Here is a 16,615-nt window from a genome sequence, read left to right on the forward strand (position 1 = left end):
TATGTCATTAATTAGTATTCATGGGGCTTGGTTGTCCTATAGCGATGCACCATTACTGGATAACGCTGAATTACATATTGAAGAAAACGAGCGAGTTTGCTTAGTCGGCCGTAATGGCGCGGGAAAATCGACCCTGATGAAAATCATCAATCAGGAAGTGCCTCTCGACGATGGCCGTATTGTGTATGAGCAAGATTTGGTTATCGCGCGCTTACAGCAAGATCCTCCAAGGAACATTGCTGGTTCTGTCTATGATTTTGTTGCCGAAGGGGTTGCGGAGCAAGCTCAGCACCTCAAAGCTTATCACGCGATTTCTCATACCGTGATGCAAGACCCAAGTGAAAAGAATCTCAATGAGATGGCTCGCTTACAGGCCGTGCTTGACCACCAAAATCTCTGGCAGCTCGAAAGCCGCATCAACGATGTGTTGCTGAAAATTGGTTTAGATGCCGATACTGAGCTCTCCTCTCTGTCCGGGGGATGGTTGCGTAAAGCCGCTCTGGGGCGTGCGCTGGTCTCCAATCCAAAAGTATTGATGCTTGATGAACCGACCAACCACTTAGATATTGAAACCATTCACTGGTTAGAAAACTTTCTCAAGACGTTTAACGGAAGCATCATTTTTATTTCGCATGACCGTTCTTTTATTCGGAATATGGCAACACGAATAGTCGATCTTGATCGCGGTAAACTCGTCTCTTGGCCGGGAGATTATGATCAATACCTGCTAGGTAAAGAGGAAGCATTACGAGTTGAAGAGCTACAAAATGCAGAATTTGATCGTAAATTAGCACAAGAAGAAGTGTGGATCCGCCAAGGTATTAAAGCTCGCAGAACTCGTAATGAAGGACGGGTGCGGGCGCTTAAAGCATTACGTCGTGAGCGTTCTGAGCGCCGTGAAGTGATGGGCAAAGCGAATATGCAGGTCGGTGAGGCAAGTCGTTCCGGTAAGATTGTCTTTGAGCTGGAAGATGTGGTCTATCATGCAGGGGGTAAAACGCTGGTGGACCAATTCTCTGTGCAAGTGCAGCGTGGTGATAAAATCGCCCTAATTGGTTCTAACGGCTGTGGAAAGACCACCTTACTGCGCTTAATGCTAGGCCAACTTAAGGCTGAACAAGGTCGTGTGCACATAGGGACTAAATTGGAAGTGGCTTATTTCGACCAGCACCGTGCCGAATTAGACCCGGATCGTACCGTCATGGATAACCTGGCAGAAGGTAAGCAAGAAGTGCTGGTAAATGGTAAGCCTCGCCACGTGCTTGGCTATCTGCAGGACTTCTTATTCCATCCTAAACGTGCCATGACTCCGGTTAGGGCGCTGTCAGGGGGGGAAAGAAACCGTTTATTGCTGGCTAAATTATTCCTGAAACCGAGTAACTTGCTAATACTCGATGAACCGACCAACGATTTGGATGTTGAAACCTTAGAACTTCTCGAAGAGTTAATCGATGGTTACCAAGGTTCAGTGCTATTGGTTAGCCACGACCGTCAATTCGTTGATAATACCGTGACAGAATGTTGGATTTTCGAAGGTGACGGAGAAATAGGTCGCTATGTAGGGGGCTACCATGACGCTCAACACCAGCGCAGTACATCTCGGGGGACTCAGCGTAAGTCTCGTCCAGCACCTGTGGTGGAGAATCCTGTCGTTGATCAGAATAAATCATCCGTCGCTAAAAAAGCTCCTGCTAAACTAAGCTATAATCTGTCTCGTGAGCTTGAACAGCTTCCGCAGAAGATGGAAAATTTAGAGACTGAGATCGCGAAATTACAGAGCACGATGACAGACGCCAGCTTCTTCAGTCGTCCCCATGATGAGACTCAGCCGATCATTGATAAATTAGCGACGTTAGAAGACGAGTTCAATACTGCCTTCGAGCGCTGGGAATATTTGGAAAATCTTAAGAATGGTGAATAACGCATTGGTGCAGCATGAGTAGCCATTGCCATCAGGATCAGACTCACCGCTGGGTGCTATGCCCCCACTGTGATATGACCACTAAGCTACCCGGCCTTGTGCCGGGTACGCGTGCGACTTGTATGCGCTGTGAAAGCACTTTGGCAACTGCTTGGCAAGAACCTCTCCGCCGGCCAATGGTTTATGCATTCTCAGCTATCGTCATGTTAATTTTGGCCAATCTTTTTCCCTTTATTAGTATTAGCGTAATGGGAATGACTAACCAAATAACGTTACTCCAAATTCCGCAAGCAATGGTCGATGATCAATATCGTTTCTTGGCAACGATATTTCTACTTTTTGTTCAGATTATCCCAGCTATTTGCCTTGCCAGTGTCTTAATCCTTACTCTAAACCGACGCTTACCTCATCAACTGACCATTCCCCTTGCGAAGGGCCTGTTCTATATGAAGAACTGGGGGATGGCTGAGATTTTTATGGCAGGGGTTTTAGTCAGTTTTGTGAAGCTAATGGCTTACGGTAAAATTGGACTAGAGTTAGGGTTTTGGCCATGGTGCCTATTTTGCCTTTGCCAATTACGCACATTTCAATGCCTTGAGCGTCATGTTATTTGGCAGCGGATTAGCCCTGTTCCTCCTCTACCAAAAGAACCGGTTGCAGGTATCAGCGGATTAAACCAAAACTTACGTAGTTGCCCCTGCTGTACAGCGATAGTGGCAGCCGATGAACCCTATTGCCCCCGTTGCCACCAACGCGGACATGCACGTAAACCGCAAAGCTTGCAGTGGACGCTCTCATTATTAGTCACTTCACTCCTTTTATATATTCCCGCCAATATTATGCCGATTATGGTGACTGATGCCCTAGGTAGTGCATCAGGATCAAACATCATGGCGGGGGTAATTTTTTTATGGAACGAGGGATCCTGGCCGATAGCGATGATAATTTTTGTCGCCAGTATCCTTGTACCCAGCATGAAAATCCTCGCCATTGGATGGTTAAGTTGGAATGCGGGCGGCTATGGTTCGCGTGATAACCACCGCATGCAGATCATTTATGAAATTGTCGAGGTAGTAGGGCGATGGTCAATGGTCGATGTTTTTGTTATCGCCGTACTTTCAGCTTTGGTCCGTATGGGGGGATTGATGAATGTTTACCCGGCTGAGGGCGCATTGCTATTTTGCTTAGTCGTTATTCTAACGATGTTTTCTGCACAAGCCTTCGATCCCCGCTTACTGTGGGATCGTGAAAGTATTAAAAAGAGTGAGGAAGAGTCCATTGAGTAATAATCATTTTGGTGAAGCCAAGATTAAACAAATCAAACGCTGGTCACCGGTATGGATCGTACCCATCATCACCATCCTGATAGGATCATGGATTATTTATTACCATTTCTCGCATCAAGGACCGGAGGTGGTTCTTGTCACCAATAATGCAGAGGGTATCGTTCCAGGCAAAACGGCAATTAAAAGCCGTAGCGTTGATATTGGCATGGTCGAAAGCGCACAGCTTAGTGACGACTTGCAGCACGTTGAGATCCGCGCGCGGTTGAATACTGGTATGGAAAAGATGCTTCATAAAGATAGTATCTTCTGGACGGTGAAACCCCAAATCGGGCGTGAAGGCGTGACGGGTCTCGGGACCTTATTGTCAGGCTCTTATATTGAACTCCAAGCTGGAAGCAAAGGCGATGAATTGGCTCAGTATAATCTGCTTGATTCACCACCACTGGCTTCACCCGACGCGAAAGGTATTCATATTAGCTTGAATAGTGATCAAGCTGGCCAACTCAATGCCGGTGATCCGGTATTGTTTAGAGGATTTCGTGTTGGCTCGGTAGAAAAAAGCCGCTTCGACGCAGACCAGCGACAAATGGAATACCAACTTTTCATTCAAGCGCCTTACGATAGCTTGGTGACAAGCAATGTTCGTTTTTGGAAAGATAGTGGTATTGCTGTCGATATGTCCGCTTCGGGGATGCGCGTTGAAATGGGCTCTCTCGCGACATTATTTAGTGGGGGCGTCAGTTTTGATGTGCCTGAGGGGTGGGACCGCGGTGTCGCAGCGGAAAATAAAGCGCATTATCACCTCTTTAATGACCAACGAAGTATAAATGACTCACTTTATACCCAGCATACTGACTATCTATTATTCTTCAATGAATCTATTAGGGGCCTACAAGAAGGCGCGCCAGTTGAATTCCGCGGCATTCGTTTGGGTACTGTAGCGCAAGTTCCTTTCATCATTCCTAATATGTTGAAGAAATTGAATGGCGACTACCGTATACCTGTGTTAATTAAGATCGAACCTGAACGTTTCTCGAAAAAATTAGGAGCTGATTTTAATTTACAACAACGGTTGGCTGATGGGCTTCAACATGGGTTAAGGGCTAGCCTTAAAACGGCGAATTTGATTACTGGTGCGCTGTATGTTGATTTAGACTTCACTACCGATGCGGGTCCTTACAAAGGTCCTTCAAAGATAGGTCAATATAATATCATTCCGACCGTTAATGGCGGATTGACGCAGATGCAGCAAAAGGTAATGTCGATTCTTGATAAGTTTGAGAAGCTTCCTCTGAATCCATTGTTAACCGAGGCAACGGGTTCTCTCAAAGAGAGCCAAAAAACGATGCAACAGCTGCAAATCACTTTGGATCATGTTAATCAAATTACTAACAGTCCAGCGATGAAAACACTGCCGCAAGATATGCAGCAAACCCTGCGTGAGTTGAATCAGAGTATGAAGGGATTACAACCAGGCTCACCGGCTTATAATAAGCTCGTCGGTAACCTACAACGTTTGGATCAAGTTCTCGCAGAACTGCAGCCGGTGCTACGTACTTTGAATAACAAAAGCAATGCGCTAGTGTTCGAAGCCTCACCCGGTAAAGATCCACAACCTAAAAAGGCTAAATAGTGAAAAGACTTTTAATGGCACTGCTGGCTGTCTGTTTGACCGCTTGCAGTAGTAGCGAATCAACCAAGTATTATCAATTGACGACACCGCAGGGTGGCGCATCGGTTGCGACATCGACTTCTGCGTTCGGGCAGCAGCCGAAACACCTCTGGGTACAATCTATCAATGTGCCAGACGCGTTAGCCAGTACCGGAATTGCTTTCCAAACGTCTGACGTGGAATATCGCTTGGCTGAGCAAAATCTCTGGGCTAGCCCCCTAGACCAGCAATTACAACAAACATTGGTGACTAACTTAAGTAATCTGCTGCCGAATTGGTTAGTCACCAATAGCACTTTGGCGGGAGATAACGACTCATTAGCCGTAACGGTTACCGCATTTCAAGGGCGCTGGGACGGGCATGTACTAGTGAAAGGTTACTGGATCTACCAGCATCAAGAAAAGGTGGTGCGTCGCTCATTTGAGCAAATGGTTCCACTCAAGGATGATGGCTATCCTGCTTTGGTACAAGCGCTCTCGCAAGCATGGTACCAAGAAGCCCAACAGGTAGCGTCACAGATTAATCCTTAAATATTGTTAATAACTGAATAGTTTGACTTAGCTCAAAACTCGCAAAGCTGTTCAAAAAATACTCGTTGATCTCATTACGAGAGAGGGGTACAAAGGAGGAGGTGATGAAGTTATCACCGCTTCTTTTAACCAACTATCTTTATGAGGGTAAACGGATATGAAGAGACAAAAACGCGATCGTTTGGAACGAGCTTACTCACTGGGGTATAAAACGGGAAAAAGCGGACGATCGAAAGAACTCTGTCCCTATCAAACGTTAGACTCAAGGTCACATTGGTTAGGAGGTTGGCGTAAGGCCATTGAAGAACGCTCAGCTTTCGCATAAATCAGACATAAAAAAAGCAGATTTTACAAAATCTGCTTTTTTTTGGGCAGCCGGTTTTAGAAAGATTCAGTATCTTTGAACAGGCCCACTTTTAGGTCTGTGGCGGTATAGATTAATTTACCGTCTACAAATACTTCACCATCTGCAACGCCCATCACTAATTTACGATTAATAACGCGTTTAAAGTGGATTTTATAAGTGACTTTCTTAGCTGTTGGCAGAACTTGTCCGGTGAATTTCACTTCACCTACACCTAATGCACGACCTTTACCTTCTGCGCCCAACCAGCCCAAGTAAAACCCGACTAACTGCCACATAGCGTCTAAACCTAAGCATCCTGGCATAACAGGATCGTTGACGAAATGGCACTTAAAAAACCAAAGTTCTGGGTTGATGTCGAGTTCAGCTTCGACGAAGCCCTTATCAAAGTGACCTCCGCTCTCAGACATGAGAACCACTCTGTCCATCATTAACATATTATCTGCAGGAAGTGGTGGTCCATTTTCACCAAATAATTTTCCTTGTCCAGACGCGATGAGGTCATCTTTGCTGTAGGATTCGCGTTTATCTACCATAGTTACATTTAGCCCTTTTCAATTGAAGCCCGAAGAATAGCGTACACTTGTACGCTGAGCAAGCGTTGTTAATCACGCTTTAGCCAGTTAATCCATCGAGAAGGAGAAAAAAAACCTCCTGACTCTTTCACCGGCTGTTGGGCTTCATCTATACGTTGTTGGATAATTTCTAGAAGCGATTCATCATCATTATCAGTCACCCAAGGTAACGACATCAACAGTTGGAAAGCTTGTTCAACTGAACTGACCGGCCAAAGGTGAAACTGCTGCTGTTCGACTGCCTCAATGACTTCATCTGACAACGATAAATGGCTACAATTCCGTTCTGGTAAAATTACTCCTTGCTTACCTGTCAGTCCCTGCTGTGAGCAAAGGGAGAAGAAGCCCTCAATTTTTTCATTTAGCCCGCCAACTGGCTGCACATTACCAAATTGGTCAACAGAGCCGGTGACGGCGATAGATTGTTTGATTGGTTTGAGAGATAACGCACTGATCAGCACTGCTAACTCAGCCAGAGAAGCACTATCGCCGTCGACCTCAGCATAGGATTGCTCAAAAACCATTGAAGCGGAAAAAGGAAGCTGTTGTTCAAGTTCGAGCTCAGCCATTAACCAAGCATCAATGATCATCATCCCCTTAGTATGAATGTTGCCAGATAGCTCAGCTTTACGTTCCACATCATTAATTTCACCATCGCCATAATGAACTAAGCAGCTTATTCTTGAAGGTTCGCCCCATGGCCTCGGGTGGCCGGGTAGATCCAGAACGGATAAACCATTGATTTGTCCAACCCTCTTTCCTTGAGTTTCTAATAAGCTATGCGGCGCCGCTAGATCGCGTTGTAAGGTATCAGGCAAATAACTTTCGCGCCATTTCTGTTGCGCTAGCGCTTCACTAAGGCTACTTTCTACCAAAGATTGGCCTGCAGCATAGGCAGCACCAAGCTGCTTCTGTAACCACGTAGGATTGATTGGGAATCGTTGCTGCTCACCAGTATAGCGTGAAGCTTCGCGAGCTAAGCGCAATAAAAAACCAACATCTGGCTCAGGAAGCTTCAAGGTACGTGCTTGCAAGGCTACCCAACTTGCCCAATCGATAACTTGCTGATCGGTTTTAATTTCTGCAGTTTCTTCTATTTCGGTATAGACAGCATTGGCATGTAATTCAGGTTCGCTGTCACTAAATTCAGCTAAGCTTTCACGACTCCCCACTAGAATTAAGTTTAAAGAAAGCGGGTAATCCGGGATATGAATAGGAATAGGGCGGCGAGGATCCGGAGAATACCAAGCAATAAATTGTTCACTGATAAACTTTTTTAAACGTAACCACATTAATGGTTGAGAAAGTAGGCAGTGGACTGAGAGGATTAATGTCCCACCATTAGCTTTGTGCAACAACCCTAACTCAGGTGTCCAATGACCTTGCTGTTCAGAGAGGTAACCAAATAATTGATCTGATTCAATCCAATCAGCATAATAAACACTAGGCTTATCCGGATGTTCGGTTATTTTCTCTAATAGAAATTGATTAGCAGCAGGCGAGTAGTAACGCCAGCGATCAACGGCTTTTACTGATAACCTTTGCTCGACGATCTGTGCGAGCGTCCTCACATTAGTGGGGTGCTCTTCAAGCTTAATCAAAAGTAATGGCTTAATAGGATTACGATCAAGTTGGTCAATCGCATTGAGCAGCCTTGGCTGTAACGTTTCTAAGCCAGATGCCTTGGATGATAAGCCCTTAGTGAAAAGCGGCGCTAAATGCTGCGCATCGGGCATTAGTTCTTGCCATGAAAGTGTTGAGCTAGTCAAAGTAATCTTATTTTGCCTTGGACGTAAAAAGGCGATTATAGCTTAGTTCGCCACCCGACACCATGTAGCCAGTATGCGATGTACACGACTCTAATTATGTCTGCAGAAAACTGTAAAGCTGATATTCTACTATCAAGTGATTAATTTTAAGGAACCTGATGAAATATTTACAACTAGAGAATCTCGAGTCAGGCTGGAAATGGAAATATCTCATCAAGAAACACCGAGAAGGCGAATTGATCACTCGTCATATCGAGCAATCGGCGGCTGATGAGGCGATAAGATCACTGATAAGTTATGAGCACCAACCAGATAATATCTTAATGTGGATAAACGAACATATGAATCCACAATTATCGATTAGAATGAGTCAAACTATCCGCGCACGACGCAAACGTCATTTTAATGCTGAACAACAGCACACACGCAAAAAGTCGATAGATTTAGAATATTTGGTATGGCAGCGACTAGCCGGTCTTGCTCAAAGAAGAGGAGCCACTCTCTCAGAAACTATTGTTCAACTCATTGAGGACGCAGAACGAAAAGAAAAATACGCCTCACAAATGAGCTCCTTAAAAGAAGATCTCGCTTCAATATTGGGGTCAAAAAAAGGATAAAAAAAACCCCGCCTAAGCGGGGTTTTCTATAATGTTATCTTAGCCTTGTGGCTGAGAAACAACATCTTTAACGCCTTTAACTTCGATTTCTACGCGACGGTCTGGACCTAAGCAGTCGATCAGAGCAGCACGTTTCTTAACGTTGTCACAGGTGTTGCCTGTTACAGGGTTAGATTCACCCATGCCACGTGCAGAGATCTTGTTAGAAGGGATACCTTTAGATACTAAGTAATCCACAACTGATTGAGCACGTTTCTCAGACAGGTTTTGGTTGTAGCTATCAGAACCGATACGGTCAGTGAAGCCCAGAACCACAACAGAACCATCTTTAGGATCTAAGTTGCTTAACTGAGAATACAGTTGATCAAGAGCTGATTGGCCAGAAGTTTTCAGCGTAGCTTTGTTGAAGTTGAACAGTACGTCTGATTTCAGAGTAAAGTGCTTAGTTTCAACAACTGGAGCTGGAGCTGGTGCTGGAGCTGGTGCTGGAGCAGCATCATCTTGACCGAAACGGTAAGATAAGCCAAGGCTCAGCATGCCGTTGTCTGGACGAGCACCAGTGGTATTGCGATCACCGATGTTGTTAACCCATTGGTATTCTAAACGAGTTGCCCAGTTTTGGTTCAGAGCGTACTCGAAACCAGCTGCAGCCAACGGAGAAACACCAGTATCGATGTTACGGTGACCTTGGTAGTCTTTAGCATCTACACGCCACAACATACCACCTAAACGAGTGTAAACGTCTAAGTCGTCAGTAATTGGGTAGCTGAGTTTAGCAGCAAGTTGGACACCTTGACCGATGAATGCGCCGTGGTTTTGACCAGTATATTTCATACGGCCTAACCAATCGTAGCCCATTTCGAAGCCTAAGTATGGGTTTGCTTGATAACCAACGAATGCACCAGCACCTAATTGGTTGTCACGCGCTTCGTTAGTTACTTGGTAGTGGTTACCAGAGAAACCGGTGTCGTGGTATTGAGACCAACCTAATTTACCACCAACGTACCAAGTGTCGTCTTTTGGTGCAGCTTGAGCAACGGTAGTTGCTAAACCTGCCAGTGCCACTGCAATTGCGATAGCTGTTTTTTTCATTTTGCGCCTCGTTATCATCCAAAATTGGCAATGAGCATAAATTTTGCTCTGGGTTGCAATTCTTTGCTGGGTCTTTTTCGCTCGTTTTATACTCAGCTAAAACTGGAGGTTTTAGAGCACCCTAGCGAGCTAAAGTCTACAACGTGTTTAAAAACTTACAAGTAAGATATAACGATGTACAGTAAAAAACAGCATTTTATACACATTCAGTTACATTTAAAACTGAACTTCATTCGTGATAAAAAACTGGATAGGCCTTGGAAACGTTGTCCTGCCTGAAAACGGTAAATAATTAGGTCAGAATAAATTTTGATAAAAAAATTGTTCAGAAAAATCTCAATAAATCTAAAGAAATGCAAAAGTTGGAATTTTTTGCTGAGTTATTTGTCTGGCCGAAGGAGTAAGTGGGGGATTTTTGTGCAAAATAAACACCACTGTATCTGACTCTTTAGCAAGAAAATTGAGGCTGTTTTGTTGTTCAACTGTCAATGTACTGTTTAACCATACAGTAATAACACTATAATTCTCGGATTTTATAGCTCGAATCATAGAATCAATCTTTTGATCATCGGTTAGCAAAGGGATTTGTACTGATTTATTTAAAGAAATCCCTGAGTGCTCTAACCAAGAACGATCCAATTTATTCTCAGGAGTTAGCCACAACATCCATTTCGCTTGTTCACCAAGCTGCTTCACTGCCGGTAAAAGGAGTAAGTTAAGTAAGGCAGGCGAGGCATTATCATAGCAAATTTGATTTATACCGCTTACCGATGGAGAGACCTTAGGCATAGTATGTATTTGCTTTGAAAAATCATTAACAGAATGGGGGATGGTCATGATTAGCTCCTGTGTACTGTATGTATATACAGTAATTCGACTTACCCTAAAGATCAATCATTTCTTTCACCTTTGGTCAGATTTGGAATGTATCCCGAGCATTTTATAATTATTAATTGAACATGTACTTTAAGTTATTTAAGGTAAAAGGGTTAATAAGGATATTCATATCAATGGCTTAGGTTGTTCTTGATCAGGAGGATCACAATGATTAGTTCTCAGGAATGTATTGTTCAGTTTAAGAAAAAAATTACCCTTTTAGGGGATATTGACTTCAAAACGCAGTTTGGCGGCTATTCTTTATCAATTGATGGGGTTGTATTTGCTTTGGTCAAACAGGGTACGGTTTATTTAAGGGGGAGCGAGGCGATGTCTTTCTATCTAGCTTGCCGCCCCCTTACGCCTTTCGAGTTTTGCAAAAGAGGCAGTGCCGTATCGCTGAATTACTTTGCAGTAGATAGCGAGTTATGGTGTGACGAAGTCAACCTATTGAAACTCTCCCGTTCAGCATTAGTCGATGCCAAGAATTGTAGAATTTATAAGCAATCTCATCGTCGGTTAAAGGATTTACCGAACTTAGGTATTCGTTTCGAAACGTTGTTAAAAGAAGTCGGTATTCATACTGAGGAACAACTTCGGCAAACAGGTGTTGAACAGAGCTGGATATTGATGCATCAACTTAATAAGCATTTAGGACTATCCACTCTCTACTATCTGCAGGGAGCTATAATGGGGTTACATCATGCTGTAATACCCCATCATATTCGCGAAGGACTTATGGCTTGGCATAAAGAGTTCACTGCACACTCGACGCAAAGTAGTGTTAGCGGTATTAGAAGGTTAGGAGTGGCTCTTTAACTTTATTTAACTCCCTTAAAGTATTAATGATAAGTGAAACTTGTTGAATAATCAGGGCTTTTTGTGGCTCATCTTCAATCACTATTGAATTCGCTAATGTTGTTAGCGTATTCAGTGTTTGTTGGATTTCTTCATCACTAAACTTCTCATAATCTTCTGCACAAGCAGAAAGTGCAAAAAGAAGTTCCAACAGTTGAGGATTATAGGTGCGTTGCCGATGGGACCCCAATGCCGCGATATAGCTCAGTAGGCTGTGATTAGTGCAGAGGATTGAAAAGGAGGCTTCTTTAGCATCTGATGATGGCCACATTCTGTTTTCTGTTGAAGTGATAACTGAAGCCAGTTCTGCATCAGCATTATGTGCGTCCCTGCGTGCAATACGATAGGAAACTCGATTATCTTTACCTTCTTTATACTGTTGTGTGACTGCCTTGAGATAACGAGCGTTTGCCCTATAGGCTTTACTGATAACGGCAGAAAATTGCCGATAGTGCCAATCTGGAAAAATGAAGGTCACTGCAAGCCAAGCCAACCCACATCCTATCAACGTATCGATAATTCGTGGTAGCGCGACATTGAAGCCTTCACCGAGTAGATTGAAACAGAACAACACCATTAGTGTGATAAAGAGTGTTGCTTGGGCGTATTGGACTTGCCTAAACAAAAAGAATAAAACGCCAAATAGTACAATGGCTACTAGTTGTCCGGGCAGAGAGGGAATTAACCACAGAAGTGGTAGCCCGATCAATATTCCAGCCAAAGTACCGATGACTCTCAAAGCTAAGCGTCGCTTAGTAGCCGAATAGTTTGGTTGGCAAACAAAGAGTGAGGTTAATAATATCCAATACCCGCGCTCTAATCCTATAGACTGTATAAATATATAGCCTGTGCAGAGCACGAGACTTACCCGAACCGCATGTCTAAAAAGAACAGACTTTGGCGAAAGGTGGCTTTTAAAACGCGATTTAATATCCTGCCAGCCTCTCAGCCCCTCAAATGAGAGTTCGGTATCAATTTTTTGCCAATCGGTATTAGAGAGTTGTTCTGATTCGACAGAGGCTAATTGTTGATCGACTGCGCGTAAATTTTTAAGGAGCCATCGTAGACGCTCGCAGGTTTCCTTTTCTGCAAAGGGTAATATTCGTTCCAATGCAATATCTGCATTGGCTAATGCGCGCTCAAAATGGCGGTTATGTTGGTAATCTTGCTTAGCCTGAATACTTTCGGCAATTTCTCGGCACGCCATTGCTTGTTGCCTAAGTAGCCGTTCACAGCGAAACATTAGCTCGTTAAAGTGCCAATTATTTTGCAAACTAAAGTGGTCGATGTGGGATGAGTTGGCTCGTTCGTGAATCTCTTGTGCGACAAAATAGTAAAGTAAAGCACGTCGACTGGAACTACTGGCCCTATCTCCGCGGAGCCTACTCTGTATTGCTGTCTTAACGCTATTTAATTGTTGGACCAATTGGCTGTTCGCTAGAGAGACTTTATAAAGAGGGCGTTCACTGTGTGTCGTGCCATCAGGATCAAACAATGTCGCTTTGGTTTCTAAATAGCGTGCAAGGGAGCTATAAGTTTTGATCAATTGAGCTTCAACGGGACGAGCGGGGAAGAGAAGATGATGAACAAGAGTAAATATATAATACACGCCAGCGCCTGCTAAGAGGAATAGAGGCTGAATATACCATTTAGGAAACAGCCCTATGCCTAACATCGTATAGATTGCTATTAAGATAGCACCAAAGGCTATGGTGGCGTAGCGCTGCCCAAGCGCCCCTAACATGATAAAGGTCCAACTGGACAGCCCTAGTCCGCAAAGGAAGAGTAATGGGTGAGGAAAGAGTAGTTCAACGCTAATGGTCGCAATCGAAAAACAGACCAGTGTTATCACAATATTTTTCAACCGCCCGGTTAAGCGATCATCAATATCGGTTAAGGCAGCCGCAACAATGCCTAATATCAATGGAATAGCCCATATCACCGCGTGATGGTACCAGGCAAAAAGCGCAACACAGCTCATTGCGACAAAGATCCTTACAGGTTCTTGCCATAAATGGTTGAGGATATAGTGTTGCCAATATTTATTTAGCACGTTGCGACCAGCCATCATTATTTACCAAATTGAAGACGCGCAGCATTTTCACGCGCAATTTTAGCTTCCTCAACGCTGACGACTCTGCGTCCAACTGGCCACAACGCAATGACCGCAATTTTCAAATGCGCGATGCCTGTCGGGATACCAATTAGGGTCAGGCATTGTGCTATACCGATCGTGATATGAGAAAGACATAGCCACCATCCAAACAATACTAGCCACACTATATTTAATAAGGTGCCGCCTGAATTTAAAAGCCTGCTTTTATTTTCAGGTCTTAACAAATCGACGTGTACTGCCTCGTTACCAAAGGGTACGAAAGAAAGCTTAGTAATCTCCCAACAAGAACGGGTCAGTGGCAGCGTAAATATAAAGACGATGGTCAGTAAAGTGACGACTAACCATGAAAGGCTTGTAAGGAACCCGCCAAGGAAAAAATTCAAAATATTAAGCACACTACGCATGCAATGTTTATCCCTATTAAAGATTGTTTCAGAGTAGATTTATCTGGAGGCCAAACCTGATGGCAGTTAAAATCGTCAGCAGTGATAGTGTAAAACAATGGCCAGGTGCATGGAACTAAAAGCAACGTCAATCGGTAAGAAGCTAGCACAGCATCCCTATCATCGGGTTCGAATGCTTGCTGCAGGTGTCGAAGTCTCTGGTGATCATCATGAATACATTATTCCTTTTAATCAATTAATTGGGATTCGTTGCAAGCGCGGCATGGTGTGGGGAGAATTAGAGTTCCAATTAGCTGATGATAAAGTTGTCCGTTTACACGGGACCGAATGGTCAGAGACGCAGCGATTTTGGCAATATCTGATGAAATCGTGGCAGTCCTGGACACAACAGATGGTTGACATCAGTGACCAAGTGCTCAGGGAACTCCAGCAGTTTATTCTCGATACCGTGCAGAAAGACCGCTGGTTAACCCAAGACGCTTTACAAGGATTACAAACGCATGTCCAAGAAGTGTTGGCTGCTTTACCCTTACCAAGTGAACGTCTTCAAGCCTTTCCAGACACCTACACTCATTGGCAATATTGCCATGCGTGGTTAACCGCGCCCGAAACTCAACGGCAATATCGTAACGACCAATGGATAACCCAACTTGAATCGACTTATGCAGAGTTCTTTGCGACGGTGGAAAGCTCTCCTTTGAATGCTTCTCAACGTAAAGCGGTGATGAATGATGAAAGGTCTGTACTCGTTTTAGCCGGAGCGGGGAGTGGTAAAACCTCGGTATTAGTGGCGAAAACAGCTTGGTTACTGATGCGTAAACAGGCGCAAGCAGATCAAATTGTTATTTTAGCTTTTGGACGTAAAGCTGCTGACGAACTTAACCAGCGGATAACGTTACGTACGGGGGCATCAACTATCACCGCGAAAACATTCCATGGATTAGCATTGGCTATCATCCAGCAAGTCACGAATAAGACCCCTATCATTACTGAATTAGAAAGCAATATCACTGAACGACATAAGTTGCTGCTTGATCACTGGATAGGACAGTGCAGCCAGAAAAAAGCTGCAGCCAATCAATGGCGACAGTGCCTAGAAGAGGATTTAGGTTGGTCGTTAACTGAAACGGATTTTTGGCAGCAGCCTGATATTCAGAAAAAGATCCCCCTCATACTAGATAAGTGGCTTGGACTTATCAGGATGCAGGGTGGCAGCCAAGCTCACATGATCGAACAGGCGAAGGAAGATGATCGCCCATTGTTCACAAAGCGTATTAAATTGATGTCCCCGATTGTCAAAGCGTGGAAAGCAGCGTTGAAAGCGGAAGGGGCAGTAGACTTCTCGAGTTTGATCGAACAAGCCTGCGGTCTGATTGAGAAGGGACGATTTATTAGCCCTTGGAAATATCTGTTGGTCGATGAATTTCAAGATATTTCGCCGCAGCGAGCTAAACTCATCTCATTGTTACGTCAACAGAACAAACATAGTCATCTTTATGTGGTCGGCGATGACTGGCAAGCCATTTACCGTTTCGCTGGCGCACAGTTGGATCTCACTACAAAATTCGCAGATTATTTTGGTGAAGGCGCGGTTTGCCAATTAGAGACCACTTACCGCTTCGATCAGCGGTTAAGTGATATTGCGTCACAGTTTATTCAACAGAATCCATCACAACTAAGTAAGACTATTACTAGCGTACGCCCAGGCAATAAAAAGTCGATCACGCTACTCTATGAAACGCAATTAGAGGGTCTGCTCGATAAGCTCAGTGGTTTCGCGACCCAGCAAGAGACCATTTTGCTGCTAGGACGTTACCACTACCTTAGACCGAAAGTACTTGATAAAGCGGGAACTCGCTGGCCGAATTTAACTATCGATTATATGACTATCCATGCCAGTAAAGGGTGCGAGGCAGATTTTGTGATCCTTTGTGGAGTGAACGCCGGAAAAGAAGGTTTTCCGGCCGAGCCGCAAGAAACCATTATTGAGCGGGGGTTATTAGTCGAACAGGAAGCTTATCCCTTTGCAGAAGAACGTCGACTGGCCTACGTCGCGATGACTAGAGCAAGACAACGATTATGGATAATGTTTGATCCTAAAAAACCTTCACCTTTCGTCGAGGAACTTAAACAAGCAGGCGTGCCTATCGCGAAGAAACCTTAAGCCCCGAAAGGGGCCTAATGGCGAAGCAGGGGAGAGCTAATTTTAGAACGAACCCGCTCGGCAATATCGTCCATCTCCGGATTATCAAGGTGCTCGTTGAGAATTTCACCTGTCAGTTGCGATTCTGCCACATAAGTCTGGACCGTCTCGCCACCCTCATCTTCCATAACGACATAGTACCAAGGAAGCACTAATAGCCCTTCGTGGATGATTAAGCTGGACGGTGTCGGGGTTTGTAATGCATAGGCAGGGTCCATATCGACAATCACCCCCAAAGCGCCCGTCAATTGATGACGAACTTGTTGACCAATTCCGAATTTACACTTGATCATAATAGTCTCCAACTCAGTATTAATCAGAGACATGGGGGC

Annotated in this window: 15 protein-coding genes; 8 read left to right on the plus strand and 7 right to left on the minus strand. The window is 44.3% G+C overall.

Going from position 1 to position 16,615, the window contains the following annotated elements; genetic code table 11:
• Position 1 precedes the first annotated feature (1 nt).
• The 5 genes from QJR74_RS05620 to rmf all read left to right on the plus strand — a co-directional run bounded on the left by QJR74_RS05620 (position 2) and on the right by rmf (position 5,734).
• On the plus strand, positions 2-1,921 hold the full coding sequence (locus QJR74_RS05620) for an ABC transporter ATP-binding protein (protein ID WP_304373579.1): 1,920 nt from the start codon (positions 2-4) through the stop codon (positions 1,919-1,921).
• 14 nt (positions 1,922-1,935) lie between these two features.
• Complete coding sequence (gene pqiA / locus QJR74_RS05625) at positions 1,936-3,207, plus strand: membrane integrity-associated transporter subunit PqiA (protein WP_304373580.1); 1,272 nt, start codon at positions 1,936-1,938, stop codon at positions 3,205-3,207.
• Complete coding sequence (pqiB, locus tag QJR74_RS05630; protein WP_304373581.1) at positions 3,200-4,840, plus strand: intermembrane transport protein PqiB; 1,641 nt, start codon at positions 3,200-3,202, stop codon at positions 4,838-4,840. The genes pqiA and pqiB overlap by 8 nt, the downstream gene beginning before the upstream one ends.
• Entirely contained in the window at positions 4,840-5,409 is a 570-nt protein-coding gene (gene pqiC, locus QJR74_RS05635) for a membrane integrity-associated transporter subunit PqiC (RefSeq protein WP_304373582.1), read from the plus strand. The genes pqiB and pqiC overlap by 1 nt, the downstream gene beginning before the upstream one ends.
• A gap of 157 nt (positions 5,410-5,566) precedes the next feature.
• On the plus strand, positions 5,567-5,734 hold the full coding sequence (rmf, locus tag QJR74_RS05640; protein WP_092674719.1) for a ribosome modulation factor: 168 nt from the start codon (positions 5,567-5,569) through the stop codon (positions 5,732-5,734).
• A gap of 56 nt (positions 5,735-5,790) precedes the next feature.
• Here the strand turns inward: rmf and fabA are convergent, their stop codons facing one another.
• Positions 5,791-6,309, minus strand: a complete 519-nt coding sequence (fabA, locus tag QJR74_RS05645) for a bifunctional 3-hydroxydecanoyl-ACP dehydratase/trans-2-decenoyl-ACP isomerase (RefSeq protein WP_092674722.1) — start codon at positions 6,307-6,309, stop codon at positions 5,791-5,793.
• Between the two features lie 68 nt (positions 6,310-6,377).
• A complete protein-coding gene (locus tag QJR74_RS05650; protein ID WP_304373583.1) occupies positions 6,378-8,117 on the minus strand; it encodes a Lon protease family protein in 1,740 nt (579 codons plus the stop codon).
• 158 nt (positions 8,118-8,275) lie between these two features.
• Between QJR74_RS05650 and matP the strand changes: the two genes are divergently transcribed.
• A complete protein-coding gene (matP, locus tag QJR74_RS05655; RefSeq protein WP_304373584.1) occupies positions 8,276-8,734 on the plus strand; it encodes a macrodomain Ter protein MatP in 459 nt (152 codons plus the stop codon).
• Between the two features lie 39 nt (positions 8,735-8,773).
• Here matP and ompA read toward each other — a convergent pair whose 3' ends face one another.
• Both ompA and QJR74_RS05665 read right to left on the minus strand, forming a co-directional pair.
• Positions 8,774-9,826 (minus strand): porin OmpA, encoded by a 1,053-nt coding sequence (gene ompA, locus QJR74_RS05660; protein WP_304373585.1) that lies wholly within the window; start codon positions 9,824-9,826, stop codon positions 8,774-8,776.
• A 345-nt stretch (positions 9,827-10,171) separates the two neighbouring features.
• Positions 10,172-10,663, minus strand: a complete 492-nt coding sequence (locus tag QJR74_RS05665) for a SulA-like leucine-rich domain-containing protein (protein WP_304373586.1) — start codon at positions 10,661-10,663, stop codon at positions 10,172-10,174.
• A 207-nt stretch (positions 10,664-10,870) separates the two neighbouring features.
• Between QJR74_RS05665 and QJR74_RS05670 the strand changes: the two genes are divergently transcribed.
• Positions 10,871-11,521 (plus strand): TfoX/Sxy family DNA transformation protein, encoded by a 651-nt coding sequence (locus QJR74_RS05670; RefSeq protein WP_304373587.1) that lies wholly within the window; start codon positions 10,871-10,873, stop codon positions 11,519-11,521.
• On the opposite strand, the gene yccS is transcribed toward QJR74_RS05670, so the two are convergent.
• On the minus strand, positions 11,496-13,631 hold the full coding sequence (gene yccS / locus QJR74_RS05675; protein ID WP_304373588.1) for a YccS family putative transporter: 2,136 nt from the start codon (positions 13,629-13,631) through the stop codon (positions 11,496-11,498). The genes QJR74_RS05670 and yccS overlap by 26 nt on opposite strands.
• Positions 13,631-14,080, minus strand: a complete 450-nt coding sequence (locus tag QJR74_RS05680; protein WP_304373589.1) for a YccF domain-containing protein — start codon at positions 14,078-14,080, stop codon at positions 13,631-13,633. Before QJR74_RS05680 ends, yccS begins: the two co-directional genes overlap by 1 nt.
• Before the next feature lie 109 nt (positions 14,081-14,189).
• On the opposite strand from QJR74_RS05680, the gene helD reads away from it, so the two are divergent.
• The gene (helD, locus tag QJR74_RS05685; protein ID WP_304373590.1) at positions 14,190-16,244 is read left to right on the plus strand and encodes a DNA helicase IV; all 2,055 of its coding nucleotides are present in this window, start codon (positions 14,190-14,192) and stop codon (positions 16,242-16,244) included.
• A gap of 14 nt (positions 16,245-16,258) precedes the next feature.
• Here the strand turns inward: helD and hspQ are convergent, their stop codons facing one another.
• Positions 16,259-16,576, minus strand: coding sequence for a heat shock protein HspQ (gene hspQ, locus QJR74_RS05690; protein WP_304373591.1), 318 nt, complete (start codon positions 16,574-16,576; stop codon positions 16,259-16,261).
• Between the last annotated feature and the right edge of the window lie 39 nt (positions 16,577-16,615).

The sequence above is a fragment of the Tatumella ptyseos genome, assembly GCF_030552895.1.
GTDB lineage: Bacteria > Pseudomonadota > Gammaproteobacteria > Enterobacterales > Enterobacteriaceae > Rosenbergiella > Rosenbergiella ptyseos_A.

Bases quoted from the DNA above. Each gene is read 5' to 3' on its own strand.
- QJR74_RS05620 (WP_304373579.1), top strand. From the start codon at position 2: ATGTCATTAATTAGTATTCATGGGGCTTGGTTGTCCTATAGCGATGCA.
- pqiA (WP_304373580.1), top strand. From the start codon at position 1,936: ATGAGTAGCCATTGCCATCAGGATCAGACTCACCGCTGGGTGCTATGC.
- rmf (WP_092674719.1), top strand. From the start codon at position 5,567: ATGAAGAGACAAAAACGCGATCGTTTGGAACGAGCTTACTCACTGGGG.
- fabA (WP_092674722.1), bottom strand. From the start codon at position 6,309: ATGGTAGATAAACGCGAATCCTACAGCAAAGATGACCTCATCGCGTCT.
- matP (WP_304373584.1), top strand. From the start codon at position 8,276: ATGAAATATTTACAACTAGAGAATCTCGAGTCAGGCTGGAAATGGAAA.
- ompA (WP_304373585.1), bottom strand. From the start codon at position 9,826: ATGAAAAAAACAGCTATCGCAATTGCAGTGGCACTGGCAGGTTTAGCA.
- QJR74_RS05665 (WP_304373586.1), bottom strand. From the start codon at position 10,663: ATGACCATCCCCCATTCTGTTAATGATTTTTCAAAGCAAATACATACT.
- QJR74_RS05670 (WP_304373587.1), top strand. From the start codon at position 10,871: ATGATTAGTTCTCAGGAATGTATTGTTCAGTTTAAGAAAAAAATTACC.
- yccS (WP_304373588.1), bottom strand. From the start codon at position 13,631: ATGATGGCTGGTCGCAACGTGCTAAATAAATATTGGCAACACTATATC.
- QJR74_RS05680 (WP_304373589.1), bottom strand. From the start codon at position 14,080: ATGCGTAGTGTGCTTAATATTTTGAATTTTTTCCTTGGCGGGTTCCTT.
- helD (WP_304373590.1), top strand. From the start codon at position 14,190: ATGGAACTAAAAGCAACGTCAATCGGTAAGAAGCTAGCACAGCATCCC.
- hspQ (WP_304373591.1), bottom strand. From the start codon at position 16,576: ATGATCAAGTGTAAATTCGGAATTGGTCAACAAGTTCGTCATCAATTG.